Source organism: Pseudomonas sp. MIL19, from assembly GCF_028680365.1.
Taxonomy (GTDB): Bacteria; Pseudomonadota; Gammaproteobacteria; order Pseudomonadales; family Pseudomonadaceae; genus Aquipseudomonas; species Aquipseudomonas spirodelae.
The window spans coordinates 41869-56856 of the sequence record NZ_JAPPVG010000022.1; the positions used below are offsets into that span (position 1 = coordinate 41869).

Here is a 14988-nt window from a genome sequence, read left to right on the forward strand (position 1 = left end):
GCGCCTCACAACTGAGTTTTGAAGTGGAAGGATTTCGGTCGAGTGACATGCTCGAAACCCACACTGGATAAGGTGCAACCACGCCCGGAGTTCTTCACCCCGGTCCAGGCCAATGCCGGGTCAAGGTAGTCGCAGCGATTGAGGAACACCGTGCCCGCCTCTACCCGATCGGCCAGGGCCATGGCGGCATCCACGTCACGGCTGAAGATGGCGGCAGTCAGGCCGAACTCGCTGTCGTTCATCAGCGCCAGGGCTTCTTCATCATTTTTGACTTTCTGGATGCCTACTACCGGGCCGAAGGATTCTTCGGTCATCACCCGCATGCCGTGGTGTGCGTTGGTCAGTACCTGCGGCGCCAGGTATTGAGAGCCGGGGTGGTCCTGGGCGAAATCGGCTGGTACCAGATGCGCCACAGCCCCCTGCTCAATGGCATCGTGAATCTGCCCACGGACGAAGTCCGCCGCCTCGGCACGTACCAGTGGACCGAGGGTGGTGTCTGGATCATCGGAGCGCCCCAGTCTGTACTGTTTGACCAGCGCTACCGCCTGCTCGACGAAAGCGTCATAGAGCGATTCGTGCACATAGATGCGCTCGATGCCGCAGCAGGACTGCCCGGAGTTGAAGAACGCGCCGTCTATTGTGGTTTCCACCGCATGGGCCAGATCGGCATCGGCACGCACATAGGCCGGATCTTTACCGCCCAATTCCAGGCCAATACTGAGGAAGCGCCCCACCGCCACACGCTCGACCATGGCGCCACCCGGCACCGAACCGGTAAAAGCGACGTGGGCGATGGTCGGCGCCTGGATTAGCGCCTCGGTTTCGCCGTGACTGAGGTGCAGGTACTGGAACACCCCCTCCGGCAAGCCGGCCTCAAGAAATGCTTCAACCATTCGCTCGCTGCACAGCGGTGTTTGCGCCGAGTGTTTGAGCAACACCGCATTGCCCGCCAACAGCGCCGGCATCACCGCGTTCACGGCCGTCAGATAGGGGTAATTCCAGGGGGCGATCACCAGCGCCACACCCAGTGGTTCACGACGAATAAAGCGGATGAAACCGGGTTTTCCCGGCACTTTGATATCCGCCAGGGCTTGCTCGGCGATATCGGCCATATAGCTGGCGCGCTCGACAAAGCCGCGAATTTCGCCTGCGGCATAACGAATCGGCCGGCCCATCATCCAGCACAGCTCTTCGGCTAGCTGGTCTTCTTTCGCGGCGAAGGCAGCAATCGCCTTGCGGCCGATGGCGATACGCTGCGCCAGCGGGGTATTTTTCCAGACCTTTTGCGCCAGCTCGGCCTTGACCAGCGCCGCCTGGATCTCGGGATTGGACGCCAGATGGCGCTCGACATACACCGAGCCATCGATTGGGGAAATGCACTGCAACTTACTCATTGAATACTCCGTAGCCCGATCCGCATGGGGGTGCGACCTAAATGATTTCGAAGTAGCGATCCAGCTCCCAATCGCTGACATGCCGGCGGTATTCGCGCTCTTCCCACTCACGGCTGGCGGCGAAGTGCTCGACGAACTCATCGCCAAACAGTTCGCGAGCCGCTGTTGAGCCCTTTAAGCGCTGCGCGGCATCCCAAAGGGTACGCGGCAGGGCCAGCTCTTCCGGGTGTTTCACGGCATAGGCATTGCCCACCACCGGCTCCGTCGGCTCCCACTCCTGCATCACGCCATACAAACCTGAACCAAGCGCAACCGAGAGGGCTAGGTAGGGATTCCCATCAGCCGCGCCGAGACGATATTCCTGACGTTGCGATTTATCGGTGCCGGGAATCACCCGTAATGCAGCGGTACGATTTTCCACGCCCCAGGTGGCGTCCGTGGGCGCCCAAAAACCTGGAATCATTCGCCGATAGCTGTTCAAGGTGGGCGCCACCATGCACAGAAACTCCGGCATCAAACGCTGCTGGCCGGCAAGGAAGTGGCGCTGAATCTTGCTCATGTTGTGCGCCTGGCTGGGGTCGTAAAACGCCGACTTGCCGCTGGCCAGATCACGCAGGGATACATGGATATGCCCGCTCTGCCCCGGGTACTTGCCCGACCACTTGGCCATAAAGGTGGCCATCAGACCATTGCGCTGGGCCAGCACCTTCATAAAGGTTTTGAACAGCGCACCTTTGTCCGCCGCATCTGCGGCGCGGTCATAGGCGATAGCTGCTTCCAGAACGCCGGGGCCGGTTTCGGTGTGCAGGCCTTCGATGGGGAAGTCCATGCGTTCGGCCATTTCAAGAATTTCGTGATAAAGCTCGGCATGCACCGAGTTGCGGATCATCGAGTAGCCGAACCAATCCGGGGTAAAGGGCTTGAGATCACGAAAGCCCTTGGCACGGGCTGATTCAGGGGTTTCGTCGAACATGAAAAATTCATATTCCAGCGCGGCAAAGGCATCAAAGCCCATGGTTTTGCAGCGTTCCACCACACGGCGCAAGGTGCCGCGCGGGCAGACCTTTTCCGCTGCCTCGGCAAACTCACAGATAAACAGCAACATGCCGTTTTCGAAGGGTAATTCACGGCAGGTATGCGGCAGTACCCGCACGGGCGCATCCGGGTAGCCGGTGTGCCAGCCGGTGTATTGCACGTTGTCGTAGAGTTGGTCTTTTACATCCCAGCCCAGCACCACATCACAGAAGGCAAAGCCGCTGTCGAGTGCCGAAAAGAATTTGCTGCGGCTGAGGTATTTACCGCGCATAACCCCATCGTTATCAAACACCCCAACCTTGATATGGCTGAGGCCACGCTCCTCGATAATGCGCCTGGCATCGTCGGCGGTTTTTACGTCTCGCGGATTGAGCATAAATGCACCTGTTTCTTGTTGTTATGGCTGACCATCCGGTGTCAGTCCTACAGGCAACAACAGAGCCTCAAGCGCACCCCCATACAACCGCACAATGCGCTCCGACTACCACCCAACGCCTGTTAGAACAGCCGGCAAAAGCCACATGAGTGTGGTACAGGATTGTCGAGTTGGCAGGCGGTTACGGGAAATAACTGCAGCACGCGGCTACCGCTACAGCGCAGGTGAGGAAGCAGCGCCCTGCACACAGCAAAACGCCCGCTCCTTGCGGGGCGGGCGTGGCTTGCAGGCGTATCGACGCGATCAGCGATAAGGCGCGCCAGCCTTGGCCATCAGCGCGTTGTACTTCTTGAAGATCTCCACCACCCGAGCGCAGCGTGGGCTGGTTTTGGCGATTTCATCCCAGAACTTCAGCGCTTCGGCTTCCACGGTTGCCCATTCCTCGGCAGCAATGGACGTCAGCTCCAGCTTGCCGCCCTCGACCCGCAGCTGCGCCTCACCACCCCAGTACCAGTGCTGACGGTAGTAGTTGGAGCTGTCCATGCACAGTTTGAACAGGGTTTTCAGGTGTTCGGGCACCTCTGCCCAGCGATCTGAGTTGGCGAAGTAGGAGCCACACCAAGCGCCAGAGATATTGTTGGTGAGGAAGTACTTGGTCACGTTGGCCCAGCCGACGGTGTAGTCCTCGGTTATCCCAGACCAGGCGATGCCGTCCAGCTCGCCAGTCTGCATAGCCACTTCAACATCTTCCCAGGGCAAGGTGACCGGAATGACGCCGAAGCGGGAGAGGAATTTGCCTGCCGTAGGGAAGGTAAAGATGCGCTTGCCCTTGAGGTGTTCGAGCTTGGTAATCGGCTCCACGGTGGCGAAGTGGCAAGGGTCCCAGGCGCCGGCTCCGAGCCAGGTCACGCCTTTAACCTCGCCGTAGGCCTCTGCCCAGATTTCATTGAGGCCATATTTTTCGAACAGTACCGGTACATCCAGGCTGTAACGCGTGGCAAACGGGAAATAGCCGCCGAACACTGAAATATCCACCGGAGCGGCAATCGAGTCGTCATCGCTCTGCACCGCATCGATGGTGCCCTTCTGCATGGCGCGGAACAGCTCGCCGGTGGGCACCAACTGATCGGCGTAATACAGCTGAATTTCCATCTCGCCATTGGCGGCCTTGTTGAAGGCATCGATCGACGGCTTGATCACATGTTCACCCAGCGCGGGGCCGGCGTAGGTTTGCAGGCGCCAGATGATTTTCTTTGGCTCGGCCGCATAAATATGCGACGAACCCAGCGCCGTTGCCCCTGCTGCCCCGGTAGCGACCGCGGCGGTTTTCAGAAAACTGCGTCTCGTACTCATGCTGTTATCTCCAGAAGTGTCGATTCAGATGGCATACAACCGCACTGCCTTGCCCAACCGGGCATGGCAGCGTTTTCAGAAAGGCAACCTCATGTACCGGGTTTACGTACAAAGCCATTGAAGGTTGCGCGCGCACCTGGCGTGGCAATCTTCACAGGCTTCAACAGGCACAACCGCGCGGGCCTACTGCTGAAACGAAATGTGCTTACCTCGCGTAATGCCACTGCGGCAACCACAGGGCGATTTGCGGAAAGACCATGACCAGCACCAACGCCAGCAGCATGATCAGCACGAAGGGGGTCACCGAGACATAGATATCACGCAGTGAAACCTCGGGCGGCGCCATGGCGCGCATCAGGAATAAGTTGTAGCCGAAAGGCGGCGTCATATAGGCGATCTGGCAAGTGATGGTGTACAGCACGCCATACCAGACCAGGTCAAAGCCCAGGGTACCGACCAACGGAATGTAAAGCGGGGCGACGATCACCAGCATGGCCGTGTCATCGAGAAACATGCCCATGATGATGAATGACAGCTGCATCAGAATCAGCACCTGCCAAGGTCCTAGCCCAAGGCTTTCGAGGAAGAACGCCTCAATCGCCTTGACCGCACCCAGGCCATCGAACACCGCGCCGAAACACAGGGCAGCGAGGATGATCCACATAAACATGCAGCTGATGCCGAGGGTCTTACGCAGGGTTTCTTCCATCACGCGGCGGTTTAAACGGCCTTTGACCAGCGCCATCAGCATCGCGGCGGCCGCCCCAACCGCCGAGCTTTCCACCAGGCTGGTGATGCCCATCAGAAACAGCCCAGTCATGCTAAAAAAGATAAACAGCGGCGCGATACCAGCCTTAAGCAACAACAGCTTTTCTCGTCGACTGATCTGCCCGCGTTCTTCCTCGGGCAAGGCCGGCCCTAACTCTGGCTGCAAACGGCAACGAATGACGATATAGAGAATAAACAGGCCAGCCATCAGCAAACCGGGGAAGACTCCCGCCAGCCACAGCTGCCCTACCGGCTGGCGCGCGATCATGCCGTACAGCACCAGCACCACACTCGGTGGAATCAGAATGCCCAGGGAGCTGCCAGCCTGGATCACCCCGGTGACCATGATCTTGTCGTAGCCCCGGCGCAGCAGTTCAGGCAAGGCGATACTGGCGCCTATGGCCATACCGGCCACGCTCAAGCCATTCATCGCCGAGATCGCCACCATCAAGGCAATAGTGCCCACTGCCAGCCCGCCATTGAGCGGCCCCATCCATACATGGAACATCTTGTAGAGGTCGTCGGCCAATCCCGACTCGGAGAGCATGTAACCCATAAACACAAACAGCGGCAGGGTCAGCAGCGGGTACCACTTCATTAATTTCATGGCCGCGCTGAAGGCTATTTCCGAACCGCCATCGCCCCACAACAACAGGGCCGCCGCCACGGCGACAAAGCCGATGGCGCCAAATACGCGTTTGCCGGTAAGCAGCAGCAACATCATCGAGGAGAACATCAGCAGGGCTATCAGCTCGTATTCCATTACAGCGTGTCCCCCCGCGCGGCGGCAATGTCCTTAAATAACGTAGCGATGGCCTGCAGCAACATCAGGGCAATACCGACGCACATGATGATCTTGATCGGCGCCATGGGCGGCGACCATGCCGAGTAGCTGGTTTCGTCGTACTCAAGGGCGTACTGGGTGGAGGAAATACCGCCGTAGAGCAAAAACACCAGGTAAAAAATCAAAAAACCGATGGTGATGGCATCGATGATCGCGCGCGCCCGCGGTGACCAGCGGCTATAGAACAAGTCCATGCGCACATGGGCGTCGAGTTGCATGGAGTAAGCGCCGCCCAGCAGGAAATAGGCGACCATCAGAAACTGCGCCGACTCCAAGGTCCAGGCGGCGGGCAGAAAGAAGGTCTTGCTGATTGAGGAGTACAGCAGCACGCCAAGAATGGCGAAAATCAGGTACATGGCGAAGCGCCCAACGACTCGATTGATCGCTTCTACTGCGTTCACAAACAGCCTGATTGGCGTGGGCATTGCGCTACCTGCCGAATAATTGTTATGCCGAGAGCCTAGACCATGATTGGCCAAAGCCAACTGGCGCTAACAGCGACAGCACAAAGCACGCCAGCGACCTTCCTAAGGTAATTTCACTATTAATATCAGTACGTTATACAAAGCATTAAGCCGCTTAACCTGATTCGCTAGCGCTCTAGAAAGTCCATCAGCACCTTCACGGTGCGTTCGGGATCCTCTTCTTGGGGCACGTGCCCCAGCTCATCAAACAGCACCAAGCGGCTGCCTTTGATATCGCGCTTAAAGCGCTCGGCGTTGACCACTGGAATCAACTCATCCCGGCCGCCCCAGATAATCAGGGTCGGCGTGTTGATCTCGCTAATAAGACTGTAATTGCGCCCGCCTTCGGCCTGAATAAAGCGCTGACGCAGGGCGCCGCGATTACCGGCGCGCAAGGCCAATTCGTAATAGCGATCAATCAGCGCATCCGTGACTTTATTCGGGTCGCCATAAACGTTGCGCACACTGGCCTCAATCACCGGCCGGGGCAGCAGATTGGCCATCAAGGGCGCCAGCGCAGGAATCTGCGCCAGACGAAAAGCGATGGGCACGGAGGTGGCATTGCGTGGATAACCGGCGGCATCCACCAGTACCAGGCGCTCGACCCGCTGCGGGTAATCGAGGGCAAACTGCCAAGCCAGCTGGCCGCCAAAGCTGTTGCCCGCCAGCACCGCACGCGGCACCTGTAACTGGTCCAGCACGTGGGCAAGGAACTGGCTGTAATGCTCAATCCGGTAATCATTATCGGGAAACGGTCCGGTCAAACCAAAGCCGGGCAGATCCAGGCTTATGACCCGGCGCTTATCCTGCAAAGCCGCCACCCATCCCTCCCAAGTGTGCAGGCTGGCCGAGGTGCCATGCAGCAGCACAATCGGTGCGGGGTCATCGCGCGGGCCTTGATCACGCAGGTGCACCAGCATGCCGTCGATGGCCACGAACTGCGAAGGCGGCAAGGCCCAGCGTGGTTTGAGGTCAGCCACCGCGCGATCCGGTGCCCAGTTCCAGGCAACCGCAGCGGTCAGTGCAATTAACGTCAGCAACACAACACTGCAGAGAACCGTGGCAAAACGCTTCATGGAGAGTCCTTGTGGTTAAAACAGAGCAAGGCCAATAGTAGTCAATGCCCAGCGCCCTGCCCGCGCCGCGAAAAGAGGCCAGCGCCGCCGCTTTTCGCAGACGAAAAAAAGCCCCGATGTGCCGGGGCTTGAGGCGTGATGCGCCGTTTTGCGACGCACACGAAACCAGCGAAGGTTAGACCAGGCTCATCAGGGCATCACGGCTGAACGGCAGAATGTCCTGCTCGCGACCATCGCGTACTTTTACCGCCCAATCTGGGTCAACCAGCAGCGCGCGGCCTACGGCTACCAGGTCGAACTCCTGCTTGTTCAGACGCTCCAGCAGGTTTTCCAGGCTGGCCGGCTGGGCCACCTTGTCGGTGTTGACCATAAACTGGAGGAACTCGCCGTCCAGACCGACGCTGCCGACGGTGATGGTTGGCTTGCCAGTCAGCTGGCGCGTCCAGCCGGCCAGGTTCAGCTCGGAGCCGTCGAATTCCGGCTCCCAGAAGCGCCGAGTCGAGCAGTGGAAAATATCCACGCCGGCATCCGACAGCGGCTTAAGGAAAGCCCCCAGCTCTTCCGGTGTCTGCACCAGACGTGCGCTGTAATCCTGCTGCTTCCACTGCGAGAAACGGAAGATGATCGGGTAGTCCGGGCCCACGGCGGCGCGCACGGCCTGGATCAGTTCGATGGCAAAGCGCGAACGCTGGGCCAGGTCGCCACCGTATTGGTCGGTGCGTTTGTTGGTGCCTTCCCAGAAGAACTGGTCAACCAAATAACCATGCGCACCGTGAATTTCCACGCCGTCCATGCCGATGGCCTTGGCATCTTTGGCGGCCTGGGCGAACGCGGCGATCACTTCGTTGATGTCGTCCTGGGTCATACCGTGAACCACGACCGTGCCGTCTTTGATTTTCTCGCTCGGGCCATAGCCTGGAACGCTGGCGTCCGGCTCGGTGCCCAGCTTGCGCACATTACCCACGTGCCACAGCTGCGGAACGATCTTGCCGCCTTCGGCGTGCACCGCCTCAACCACTTTCTTCCAGCCAGCCAGAGCATCTTCACCGTAGAAACGTGGCACGTTCGGGTAACCATTGGCAGCCTTGTGGCCAACGGTAGTGCCTTCAGTAACGATCAGGCCAACACCGGCTGCAGCGCGGCGGCGGTAGTACTCGATGACCTTGCTATTCGGCACGCCACCCGGCGAGAAGGAACGGGTCATCGGCGCCATGACTACACGAGTCGGCAGCTCCAGGTTGCCCAAGGTGAAAGGTTGGAACAACGCTTTAACGGGATCGCTCATCAGTATTCCTCTGGCCGGGCAGGTGACCGGTCGTCTAGTTCAAGGTGTTTTAAAAAATCAGACCCGCAGCAACAGCTGCAGACGCTGGATAAAGTCGTTGAGTGCTTGGGTGTTGTTCGCCACTTTGAGCCGGGTCAAAGCGCCTTGCCAGGCATTGGCGATAAAGCTCGCCAGGTTGCGGCAATCCTCATGGGCAGGCAGTTCACCGGCAGCCTGCGCCTGCTCAAGGCAGCGCTGCAGGGTGTCTGCCGAGGTCTGCAGAATCGCATCGACCTGCAGGCCCAGCGCGGGTGACAGCTCGGCCATCTCGAAGCTCAGGCTGCCGATAAAGCAGTGATATTCCAGGCGTTCCTGACGGGCGAAGTGCTCCACCAGCTCGGCGTAATAACCGATGATGCGCTCGCGCGGGTTCAATGCAGGATTGGCCAGCGCTTCGGCATAACGCGCCAGGCGTGGCTGGTAGACCTGCTGCAAGGCTTGCAGGGCAAAGTCTTCCTTGCTGGCGAAGTAGTGGTAGAAGGAGCCTTTGGGCACCCCCGCCGCCTGGACAATTTCCTGCACGCCCGCACCGTGATAACCACGACGGGTCATCACCTCGGCGCCTTTGGCGAGGATCAGGTCACGCTTGTCGAGTCGGATACTGGAATTCATGCCGGCAAGAATATGACCGGTCGTCTCGCCCCGCCCAGCACTATTGATTTACGTGATTATCCGCAAGAAGCAGCGCGGGTTTTAGAAACAACAAAGCCGCGAACAGATCGCGGCTCTGTGAGCAGGCGTGAGCCTTAGTCAGCGCTGTACGCGCTGACTCAATGTCAGCCGCGAGCGGCTTTGATCACGTCGATGTAGGGTTCGGCAAAGCGTTGATCTTGAATCAGCGCGATAAAGTCATTGCCCTGGGCGTCTTTAGCATTCAGGTCGTAGCCGGCAGCAACGAAGAACCCAACAAACCGCTCGAAGTCATCAATACGCAAGCCGCGGTAGGCCTTGACCAGCTTGTGCAGCGACGGCGGCGTGGCATCGGCCGGTTCCACGCTGAGGAACAGCTTGATCGGCTCGTCACCAATCGCTTCGCCAATCACCTGTTTCTTGTCTTTACGCATCACTCACTCCAGCTAACCAGGCCACACGGGGCCGGCAGTGTACCCCCGGGGCGGGCAATGGCTCAACGCATGCACTCAGCCGTTTTGCCTAACACGCGCCTCGCCCAGGCAATAGCAGACTTAGGTCAACACAGCACGCTGCGCCCGGCTTCTATACTGCGCCAAGCCTCCTAAACCAAACGAGAACAGACTCTAGGGAGTCACTATGTCGCTGCCTTTACCGCCGCTGTTCTCTGCCTGGCGCCAGACCCTGCGCGCCGGCTACAGCTGGAAAAACCTGCGCAGCGACCTGGGCGCCGGTGTAACCGTCGGCATCATCGCCATTCCGCTGGCCATGGCACTGGCGATTGCCGTCGGCGTGGCGCCGCAACACGGCCTGTATACGGTGCTGGTGGCCGGCACGCTGACCGCCCTGTTTGGCGGCTCACGCTTCAACGTTTCCGGGCCGACCGCCGCCTTTGTGGTGATTCTACTGCCGATCACCCAGCAATTCGGCCTCGCCGGCCTGCTGCTGTGCACCCTGATGGCCGGGGTGATCCTGATTGCCCTAGGGCTGATGCGCGCCGGACGCTTGATCGAATTTATCCCCTATCCGGTGACGCTGGGGTTTACCGCTGGCATCGGCATCGTCATCGCCACCCTGCAGATCAAAGACCTGCTGGGCCTGCGCCTGACCGGCGAGCCGCACAATTACATCGAACAACTCAACGGCCTGCTGCATGCCCTGCCCAGCCTGCAAGTGGGTGACTGCCTGGTGGCGCTGGTGTGCCTGGTGGTATTGCTGACCTGGACACACTGGGTGCCAAAAATACCCGGGCATCTGGTGGCGCTGACTGTTGGCGCACTGCTCGGCCTGCTACTGGAAAGCCTGCAGATACCGGTGGCAACCCTTGGCGAACGCTTCAGCTACAGCCTCGATGGCATCCAACACCCCGGTATTCCGCCGTTTCTGCCAAGCTTTGTCTGGCCCTGGCAGTTGCCCGGTGCCGATGGCCAGCCGCTGACGGTGAGCTTCGAGCTGTTCCGCCAACTGCTGGCACCGGCCTTTGCCATTGCCATGCTCGGGGCGATTGAATCGCTGCTCTGTGCGGTGGTCGCCGACGGCATGACCGGCAGCAAACACGATCCCAATGGTGAGCTGATCGGCCAGGGCATCGGCAACCTCATCGCGCCGTTGTTCGGCGGCATCACCGCCACCGCCGCAATTGCCCGCAGCGCCGCCAACGTGCGCGCCGGGGCTTACTCGCCGCTGGCCGCCATCGCACACGCCGGCGTGGTGCTGATCGCCATTCTGTTTCTCGCGCCCTTGTTCAGCTACCTGCCGATGGCGGCACTGGCGGCCTTGCTGTTGATGGTGGCGTGGAACATGAGCGAGCCACGTCATGTGCGACATACCCTGCGTATTGCCCCGCGCAGTGACGTACTGGTACTGCTGACCTGCCTGATACTCACCGTGTTGTTCGATATGGTGCTGGCCGTCGGCGTCGGCCTGCTGCTGGCTGCCGGGCTGTTTATCAAGCGCATGAGCGACCTGACCGATACCGAAGCGCTGCCCAAGCACTTTCATCAGGCGCTTAATGACCTGCCCGAAAACGTACTGGCCTACGCCATTCGCGGCCCGCTGTTCTTCGGCGCTGCGGAGAAAGCCCTAAGCGTACTCAGACGTTTTATCCCAGGCGTGAAGGTGGTGATCGTCGATATCAGCGCTGTGCCGCTGCTGGACATGACCGCCCTGGCGGCGCTGGAGAATGTACTGCGCGACTACCGCGAGCAGCATGTAGGCCTGATATTGAGCGGGCCAACACCGCAAGTGCGCCTGCAATTACGCCGTGCGGGAATCGTGCGCGTTGAAGGGCAACTGGCCTATGTGCGCGATCTGCTGCAAGCCCGGGAAAAGGCCCTGCGCTGGCTGGCGCCACAGGCCGATTAGGAATCAACAAAGGTGTAGCCGAAGGCAATCCGGGCTAGATAAATTGCGCGCGCATCCAGGCCTGGTAGGCGGCAACGCCCGGCTCGCCTTCACGCGGCGCCCAGCTGGCCTGTTCGCCCTCATCCACCGGTTTATAGGGCCCGGCTTTGCACTCGAACAAAATGCTGTCGGCTTCCAGCACCACCAGCGCGTGAAACACCCCAGGCGGCAGGTCGACGCCGACACATTCACCGCACGCCTCCAGTACGCGCTTATCCAGCACCTCACCGCTGTCATTGAAGATCAGCACGCCCAGCCGCCCTTTGAGCACCAGCAGCGCTTCGGCCTTATCCGCCGAAAGGTGACGGTGCGGCGGGATATAGGTGTCCGGCTGCAGCCCGACCGCCATGCGGTGGCAGGGCTCTTCCATCTGGTGAAAGTTATGGTGCTGGCGCTGCCGTGGACTGGCCGCCGCTTGCTCGGCCAAATCGCCGAACAGGGTCTGATCGAGAAAGCGCGGACCGCTCATCGGCCTTAGAGGCCTTTAACCGCATAGATACCCGGCGCATTGCGCCAGTAGCCTTTGTAATCCATGCCGTAGCCAAACACATAGCGATCCAAGCAGGACAGACCAACGTAATCAGCCTTAAGGTCAGGACGGGCCTTACGGTCGTGGGCCTTGTCTACCAGCACAGCGATGCGCACGTTCTTGGCGCCGGCATGACGGCAAAAGTCGATGATGGCACCGAGGGTGTGCCCTTCATCGAGGATGTCATCGATGATCAGCACCTCACGGTCTATAAAGGAGATTTCCGGTTTGGCCTTCCAGAACAACTCACCGCCGCTGGTTTCATTGCGGTAGCGGGTGGCGTGCAGGTAGGACAACTCCAGCGGGAAGTTGAGCTTGGGCAGCAGTTTGCCGGAGAAGATCAGGCCGCCGTTCATCACGCAGAACACCACGGGATTGCTGTCGGCCATCTCACTGTTGATGACTGCTGCCATGGCGTCGATGGCTACCTCGACCTCGGCATTGCTGTGCAGACAATCAGCTTCGGCCATGACTTGGCGGATATGCGCGAGATCGACGGACATGCTGTTTCCTCTTGGGAGCGGGGACGTTCAGACCAAAAAGCTGATCGATGCGTCAAAATAAAAGCCGGCAAAGGTACGCATCTGCACCGCACAGAGCAAGTGCGGCCAGACCAACTGCGGTAATTGTCTGCAAGCACAGCTAATCATCGACACATTAGCCGCTATTTAGCGACATTAGGCCATCTTGGCGCAGCACGAGGCAGCGCCAATGCATTAATCTAAGCGCGAATTTTGCCCGTCCTGCCGGAGACCCCTGCCCATGCCCATCCTTGAGATCCGCCACCCGCTGATCCGTCACAAACTCGGCCTGATGCGCCGCGCCGATATCAGCACGAAGAACTTCCGCGAACTGGCCCAGGAAGTCGGCGCACTGCTGACCTACGAGGCGACCAAGGATCTGCCCCTGGAGAGCTACGAGATCGAGGGCTGGTGTGGCACCGTGCAGGTGGAAAAAATCTCCGGCAAGAAAATCACCGTGGTGCCGATCCTGCGCGCTGGCATTGGCATGCTCGAAGGCGTGCTCAGCCTGATTCCCGGCGCCAAGGTCAGCGCCGTGGGCGTGGCGCGCAATGAAGAAACCCTGCAGGCGCACACCTACCTGGAAAAGCTGGTGCCGGAAATCGACGAGCGCCTGGCGATGATCATCGACCCGATGCTCGCCACGGGCAGCTCGATGGTGGCGACCATCGACCTGCTGAAAAAAGCCGGCTGCAAGGAAATCCGCGCCATGGTGCTGGTCGCAGCCCCGGAAGGCATCAAGGCCGTCAACGACGCGCACCCGGACGTGACGATTTATACCGCGTCCATCGACCAGTGCCTGAACAAGCATGGCTACATCATTCCTGGCCTCGGGGATGCGGGCGACAAGATCTTCGGCACCAAGCAGAAGGACGCCTAATTCATGAGCGATGAATACAACGACCCACTCTGGCGCCAGGGTATTTCTGGCGCGCAGATGTTGTTCGTGGCCTTCGGCGCACTGGTGCTGATGCCGCTGATCACCGGCATGGACCCTAACGTTGCGCTGTTCACCGCAGGCATCGGCACCCTGTTGTTCCAACTGGTGACCGGGCGCCAGGTGCCCGTCTTCCTGGCCTCCAGCTTTGCCTTTATCGCGCCGATTCTCGCCGCCAAAGGCGAGTTCGGTTTACCGGCCGTACTCGGTGGCATCGTCGCCTCCGGCTTGGTGTATATCCTGCTCAGCGCCGTGGTGCGGATCAGGGGTGCGGGTTTTATCGACCGCCTGCTGCCACCCGTGGTGATTGCCCCGGTGATCATTTCCATCGGCCTGGCACTGTCGCCTGTGGCGGTGAATATGGCCATGGGCAAGGCCGGTGATGGCAGTGCGCAACTGATTCCGTATGAAATTGCCATGCTGATTTCCATGTCAGCGCTGATCACCACCGTGCTGGTTGCTGCGATGGGCCGGGGCCTGCTGCGCCTGGTGCCGATTCTCGCGGGGATTATCGCCGGCTGCGTGGTCGCGGCCTTGTGTGGGGTGATCGACACCAGCCAAGTCGCAGCGGCACCTTGGTTGGCCCTGCCGGCCTTCGTCGCCCCAGAGCTGCACTGGGGGGCGATTCTGTACATCGTGCCAGTCGCTCTGGCGCCTGCCATTGAGCACATTGGCGGGGTCATCGCGATTGGCAGCGTCACCGGGAAAAACTTTATCAAGAAGCCGGGCCTGCACCGCACGTTGCTTGGCGACGGCCTAGCGACGTCAGCAGCCGGCTTGCTCGGCGGCCCACCCAACACCACCTACGCGGAAGTGACCGGCGCGGTGATGCTGACCAAAAACTACAACCCGAAAATCATGACTTGGGCGGCCTGCTTCGCCATCGGCCTGGCCTTTGTCGGCAAGTTCGGCACCGCCCTGCAGAGCATTCCCGTACCGGTTATGGGCGGCATTCTCTGCCTGCTGTTCGGCTCCATCGCGGTGGTCGGTTTGAACACCCTGATCCGCCATCAGGTTGACCTGTCCGAGGCGCGCAACCTGATCATCGTCTCGATCACCTTGGTGTTCGGCATTGGCGGCATGGTCATGGGTAACAGCGACTTCGCCTTGTCTGGCATCTCGCTGTGCGCCATTACGGCACTGCTGCTCAACCTGCTGCTGCCCGGCGGCGAAGGCTGGCGCAGCAAAACCGTGCTGGAAGAGCCCGACCTGTAAATCGCATCCACTAAAAAGCCCCGCTTCTGCGGGGCTTTTTTATGGTGCGCCAGGCATGGCGCGTAGCGCCGTGACTGGCGCTGTCGGGTTCACTGTGGTGGTGAGCCTGGCGACTTGGA

The 14988-nt window shown here is 59.9% G+C and carries 14 protein-coding genes; 3 read left to right on the forward strand and 11 right to left on the reverse strand.

Annotated features, from left to right (window positions below):
• Positions 1-5 precede the first annotated feature (5 nt).
• From N1078_RS14230 to N1078_RS14270, 9 genes are all read right to left on the reverse strand, one after another.
• Positions 6-1394 (reverse strand): aldehyde dehydrogenase family protein, encoded by a 1389-nt coding sequence (locus N1078_RS14230; RefSeq protein WP_274088820.1) that lies wholly within the window; start codon positions 1392-1394, stop codon positions 6-8.
• A 37-nt stretch (positions 1395-1431) separates the two neighbouring features.
• The gene (locus N1078_RS14235; RefSeq protein ID WP_274088821.1) at positions 1432-2805 is read right to left on the reverse strand and encodes a glutamine synthetase family protein; all 1374 of its coding nucleotides are present in this window, start codon (positions 2803-2805) and stop codon (positions 1432-1434) included.
• Between the two features lie 303 nt (positions 2806-3108).
• Positions 3109-4158, reverse strand: a complete 1050-nt coding sequence (locus N1078_RS14240; RefSeq protein ID WP_274088822.1) for a TRAP transporter substrate-binding protein — start codon at positions 4156-4158, stop codon at positions 3109-3111.
• A 205-nt stretch (positions 4159-4363) separates the two neighbouring features.
• Positions 4364-5689, reverse strand: coding sequence for a TRAP transporter large permease (locus N1078_RS14245; RefSeq protein ID WP_274088823.1), 1326 nt, complete (start codon positions 5687-5689; stop codon positions 4364-4366).
• The gene (locus N1078_RS14250; RefSeq protein WP_274088824.1) at positions 5689-6195 is read right to left on the reverse strand and encodes a TRAP transporter small permease subunit; all 507 of its coding nucleotides are present in this window, start codon (positions 6193-6195) and stop codon (positions 5689-5691) included. Before N1078_RS14250 ends, N1078_RS14245 begins: the two co-directional genes overlap by 1 nt.
• A gap of 167 nt (positions 6196-6362) precedes the next feature.
• A complete protein-coding gene (locus tag N1078_RS14255) occupies positions 6363-7310 on the reverse strand; it encodes an alpha/beta fold hydrolase (RefSeq protein WP_274088825.1) in 948 nt (315 codons plus the stop codon).
• 175 nt (positions 7311-7485) lie between these two features.
• Positions 7486-8595, reverse strand: a complete 1110-nt coding sequence (locus tag N1078_RS14260) for an NADH:flavin oxidoreductase (RefSeq protein WP_274088826.1) — start codon at positions 8593-8595, stop codon at positions 7486-7488.
• A gap of 57 nt (positions 8596-8652) precedes the next feature.
• Complete coding sequence (locus N1078_RS14265) at positions 8653-9246, reverse strand: TetR/AcrR family transcriptional regulator (RefSeq protein ID WP_274088827.1); 594 nt, start codon at positions 9244-9246, stop codon at positions 8653-8655.
• Positions 9247-9410: 164 nt separating this feature from the next.
• Complete coding sequence (locus N1078_RS14270; protein ID WP_274088828.1) at positions 9411-9698, reverse strand: PA4642 family protein; 288 nt, start codon at positions 9696-9698, stop codon at positions 9411-9413.
• A gap of 205 nt (positions 9699-9903) precedes the next feature.
• Here N1078_RS14270 and dauA point away from each other — a divergent pair, with 205 nt between their 5' ends.
• A complete protein-coding gene (gene dauA / locus N1078_RS14275; RefSeq protein ID WP_274088829.1) occupies positions 9904-11628 on the forward strand; it encodes a C4-dicarboxylic acid transporter DauA in 1725 nt (574 codons plus the stop codon).
• 34 nt (positions 11629-11662) lie between these two features.
• On the opposite strand, the gene N1078_RS14280 is transcribed toward dauA, so the two are convergent.
• Together N1078_RS14280 and N1078_RS14285 are read right to left on the reverse strand one after the other, a co-directional pair.
• Positions 11663-12136 carry a WbuC family cupin fold metalloprotein gene (locus tag N1078_RS14280; protein ID WP_274088830.1) on the reverse strand — a complete coding sequence of 158 codons (474 nt, stop codon included), beginning with the start codon at positions 12134-12136 and terminating at the stop codon, positions 11663-11665.
• A gap of 5 nt (positions 12137-12141) precedes the next feature.
• Positions 12142-12699 (reverse strand): hypoxanthine-guanine phosphoribosyltransferase, encoded by a 558-nt coding sequence (locus N1078_RS14285; protein WP_274088831.1) that lies wholly within the window; start codon positions 12697-12699, stop codon positions 12142-12144.
• A gap of 259 nt (positions 12700-12958) precedes the next feature.
• Here N1078_RS14285 and upp point away from each other — a divergent pair, with 259 nt between their 5' ends.
• Both upp and N1078_RS14295 read left to right on the forward strand, forming a co-directional pair.
• Positions 12959-13597 (forward strand): uracil phosphoribosyltransferase, encoded by a 639-nt coding sequence (gene upp / locus N1078_RS14290; RefSeq protein WP_274088832.1) that lies wholly within the window; start codon positions 12959-12961, stop codon positions 13595-13597.
• Between the two features lie 3 nt (positions 13598-13600).
• Positions 13601-14869 (forward strand): uracil-xanthine permease family protein, encoded by a 1269-nt coding sequence (locus tag N1078_RS14295; RefSeq protein ID WP_274088833.1) that lies wholly within the window; start codon positions 13601-13603, stop codon positions 14867-14869.
• The last annotated feature ends 119 nt before the right edge of the window (positions 14870-14988 follow it).

Coding starts and splice junctions, on each gene's coding strand:
- dauA (WP_274088829.1), top strand. CDS start 9,904: ATGTCGCTGCCTTTACCGCCGCTGTTCTCTGCCTGGCGCCAGACCCTG.
- N1078_RS14235 (WP_274088821.1), bottom strand. CDS start 2,805: ATGCTCAATCCGCGAGACGTAAAAACCGCCGACGATGCCAGGCGCATT.
- N1078_RS14265 (WP_274088827.1), bottom strand. CDS start 9,246: ATGAATTCCAGTATCCGACTCGACAAGCGTGACCTGATCCTCGCCAAA.
- N1078_RS14270 (WP_274088828.1), bottom strand. CDS start 9,698: ATGCGTAAAGACAAGAAACAGGTGATTGGCGAAGCGATTGGTGACGAG.
- N1078_RS14250 (WP_274088824.1), bottom strand. CDS start 6,195: ATGCCCACGCCAATCAGGCTGTTTGTGAACGCAGTAGAAGCGATCAAT.
- N1078_RS14230 (WP_274088820.1), bottom strand. CDS start 1,394: ATGAGTAAGTTGCAGTGCATTTCCCCAATCGATGGCTCGGTGTATGTC.
- N1078_RS14255 (WP_274088825.1), bottom strand. CDS start 7,310: ATGAAGCGTTTTGCCACGGTTCTCTGCAGTGTTGTGTTGCTGACGTTA.
- N1078_RS14240 (WP_274088822.1), bottom strand. CDS start 4,158: ATGAGTACGAGACGCAGTTTTCTGAAAACCGCCGCGGTCGCTACCGGG.
- N1078_RS14285 (WP_274088831.1), bottom strand. CDS start 12,699: ATGTCCGTCGATCTCGCGCATATCCGCCAAGTCATGGCCGAAGCTGAT.
- N1078_RS14295 (WP_274088833.1), top strand. CDS start 13,601: ATGAGCGATGAATACAACGACCCACTCTGGCGCCAGGGTATTTCTGGC.
- N1078_RS14280 (WP_274088830.1), bottom strand. CDS start 12,136: ATGAGCGGTCCGCGCTTTCTCGATCAGACCCTGTTCGGCGATTTGGCC.
- N1078_RS14245 (WP_274088823.1), bottom strand. CDS start 5,689: ATGGAATACGAGCTGATAGCCCTGCTGATGTTCTCCTCGATGATGTTG.
- upp (WP_274088832.1), top strand. CDS start 12,959: ATGCCCATCCTTGAGATCCGCCACCCGCTGATCCGTCACAAACTCGGC.
- N1078_RS14260 (WP_274088826.1), bottom strand. CDS start 8,595: ATGAGCGATCCCGTTAAAGCGTTGTTCCAACCTTTCACCTTGGGCAAC.